This window comes from Janthinobacterium sp. AD80, assembly GCF_002878455.1.
Classification (GTDB): Bacteria; Pseudomonadota; Gammaproteobacteria; order Burkholderiales; family Burkholderiaceae_D; genus Janthinobacterium.
In genome coordinates, this window is record NZ_NRDQ01000228.1 from 1 (window position 1) to 3,225 (window position 3,225).

2 protein-coding genes are annotated in these 3,225 nt (G+C 64.4%); one reads left to right on the top strand and one right to left on the bottom strand.

Annotated elements, in window-relative coordinates; translation table 11 throughout:
* Positions 1–528: 528 nt before the first annotated feature.
* Positions 529–1,575, top strand: a complete 1,047-nt coding sequence (locus JaAD80_RS27550; protein WP_102299300.1) for an SDR family oxidoreductase — start codon at positions 529–531, stop codon at positions 1,573–1,575.
* 730 nt (positions 1,576–2,305) lie between these two features.
* Here JaAD80_RS27550 and JaAD80_RS27555 read toward each other — a convergent pair.
* On the bottom strand, positions 2,306–3,225 hold a 920-nt coding region (locus JaAD80_RS27555; protein WP_180979623.1), incomplete at its 5' end, for a SpoVR family protein.

Below are 3,225 nucleotides of genomic sequence, written 5' to 3' on the forward strand. Positions count from 1 at the left end.
GTGAATGGCAAGGTGGCGCGTGGGAAGGTGGTGCATGGGACGGTGGAGGGCGCCGCTGGGGCCGGCGATGTTGCTGTGGAAGCGCGCGATGATCTTGCACGCGGGTTGCGGCCCGGCAGCGAGACTGCATGCGATGCCGCTTGCACGGCTGGGCAGCCGTTGGCGGCCGGAACTCGCGCCGACGCCGGCCCTGCGGCCTGTCTGCATGCGGCGGTGGCGGCGGTGCAGACCAGGGCGGAGGGCGCCCTCGCTGCTGATCCGGCGGCTGGCGAGGAGATAGGACAGGAAGCGAGACCGGAAGCGAGGCCGGACGCAATTCAGGAAACAAGGCAGCAAACTGGACAGGAAAATGGACAGGAACGCAGACTAGGAAATGGACAGGAGAGCGGACAGGAAACCGCCCGTCAGCGCAGGCAGGACGGTGGGCCAGGGGTGCGGCAGGCAATAATGCAGGAGGGCGCCCCGGCCGCGCAGTCTGCCGATAGCGACGCCGCGTCAGCCAAACCGCTGCCTGCTGAAGCCGCGGGTATGGCGCCGGACTTCGGCACGGGGGCTTGCGCGCAGGCGTGCGCGCTTTTGCTGCACGCGCCACGGCGCTGGCTGGTGACGGGAGTGGCCGGCTTCATCGGTTCGCACCTGCTGGAGACTTTGTTGCGCCTGGGGCAGGAAGTGCGCGGCCTCGACAATTTTTCGACGGGACACCGGCACAATCTGGCGCTGGTACGCGTCAGCGTTGGCGAAGCGGCGTGGCAGCGCTTCACCCTGGTCGACAACGATATCCGCGATGCGCAGGCGTGCGCCAGTGCCTGCGAGGATGTCGATTATGTGCTGCACCAGGCGGCGCTCGGTTCCGTCTCGCGCTCGCTGGAAGACCCGGCACTGTGCCACGCCGTCAATGTCAGCGGTTTCCTGAACATGCTGGCCGCCGCCCGTGCCGCCCGCGTGCAGCGTTTCGTCTATGCGGCCTCGAGCGCCACCTATGGCGACCATGCGGCCTTGCCCAAGGTGGAACAGCATATCGGCGCGCCCCTGTCGCCGTATGCCCTGAGCAAGTATGTCAATGAACTGTATGCGCAAGTGTATGCGCGCTGCTTTGGCACACAGACCATCGGCTTGCGCTACTTCAATGTCTTCGGCCCGCGCCAGGACCCGCTGGGTGCCTACGCGGCCGTCATTCCCCGCTGGATCGCCGCCATGCTGGACGAGCAGCCCGTGCGGATCCATGGCGATGGTGCCACCAGCCGCGATTTTTGCTTCGTGCACAACGCCGTGCAGGCCAATCTGCTGGCCGCCACGTGTGCGGAGCCTGCCGCCGTCAACCAGGTCTATAACGTGGCCGTGAATGCCCGCACCAGCCTGACCCAGCTGCATGCCGCCATGCAAAGCCAGCTGCACGCCATCCGCCCGCAACTCCAGCCAAGGGCGCCTCAGTATGGCGAATTTCGCGCCGGCGACGTGCGCCATTCTCAAGCGGACATCGCCAAGGCGGCACGCCTGCTGGGCTACGCCCCCACGCATACCCTGGCGCAAGGGCTAGCGTATACCATCGCCTGGTATGTGGCGCAGCGTGCGTGATAGCGGCAAGCGGCAGGCGGCTCTGGCTTCGATTATGCCTATGCCTATGACTCTGGCTCCGCTTCTGGCTTGATACAGTGATACAGACCTTGATAAAGACCTTGATGCACACCTTGAGCCTGCCGCAGATTTTGGCCCCGATCCTGATGCGCTTATCCTGATGCACTTAAATAGCGCCTTTTTACCCCCACCGCAAAGTTCCGGGGTCGGACCCTGAGGGTCCGACCCCGGCACCTTTGTAGTTCGGACTGGATGGCAAATGCCTGCGCCAGTTTGTCGTGACGGCATGGCGGCCTGGGATTGGCGGCCGCTTCAGTTCCCTCAACGGCGCCAGCTCACGCGCTGGCGCTTGCCCGGCCCCTCGCTCCGGGGTCTAGCTTCCGCCGGCCCGACAGATACAACAGACGCAACAGACCAAACAGACCAAAATAGACCAAATAGCTCAAATAGACCCAAGAACCCCAAGAGACCCAACAGACCTAACAAACCCAGCAAACCCAGCACACTCAACTGTCACGGCAGTTCCGCCATGGCCCGTGCCCGACAACGCCATGCTGTCTGTCTTGTTGGCAAGCTCTCCCTGGGGACGCAACGTAGCCAGGCTGTTCTGACCACAGCAACTGGTGCCACAGCAACGGGGCCTTTGTGGGCTGCGCGCAGGGTGCGGTACGGGCATAAGCCTGGTGGCACGGGGACGCGGGGTTCGAGTGCACGGTACGGCTGCGCGGTGTCAGGCCTGCTGCCACGGCGGCGCCGCCGCTGGCTTCGGTGGTTCCGGCAGGCCATCTGTCTTGCTGCTGAGTACCCTTGGCGTGCCGCGAAAGTCGGCCGTGTGCAAGGTGACGGGCCGGCGCCAGACGCGGGCGATATATGCCAGCACCTGCTGGGCCTGCTCAAGGTCGAGTCCGCGTCCATCGCGCAGATGGTCGTGCCGCAGCACCAGGCTGCCATCGTCGTTGAGCAGGGTGGCGGCGATGCAGGGCGCGCCATAATGGTATTTGGGCGCCAGGATGGCTTCGCGTATGGCGTGGATGTCGCGGCTGGCCAGCCGGGTTTCGCCGTCGCGCCGGCTCTCATGCACGAACAGGCCCAGGCGGTCGGCCAGCGCATCGTCCAGATAGTTGCGGATGAAACTGAAATCATCGTCTTCCTGGCAAATCTGCCGCGCGCGGGCCAGGCCTTCGCGTTCGATGATCGATTCCCACATGCAAAAACCCAGGTGATAGGGATTGATGGCCAGTGCCTGCTGGTGGCTGCCCGCATACGGACGCACGACGTCCGAATGGGCGCGGATGGCAGACAGGTAGAGCGAGGGCGGCAGGAACGACGCTTCGCGCAGCAGCCGCGCATGCCAGTACGAAGCCCAGCCTTCATTCATGATCTGGCAGGCAAAGACAGGATAGAAGTAAAACGACTCTTCGCGTACGGCCAGGAAGATGTCGCGTTCCCAGTCTGCCAATTCCGGCCCGTAGCGGGCAATGAACCACAGCAGATCGTATTCGGCGTGCGGCGGCAGCAGGGCGCGCGCCGGTGCACCGGCCACTTCGTCGGGGCCGGCCGGGGACGGTGGCGGGTGCGTGATGCCGTTGTTGTTGGAAATGGTGATATTGAAAAAGCGCAGATGCGGATGGTCGATGGTGTACAGGATAT

Excerpts from the sequence above, each read along its gene's own strand:
- JaAD80_RS27550 (WP_102299300.1), top strand. The coding sequence starts at position 529 with ATGGCGCCGGACTTCGGCACGGGGGCTTGCGCGCAGGCGTGCGCGCTT.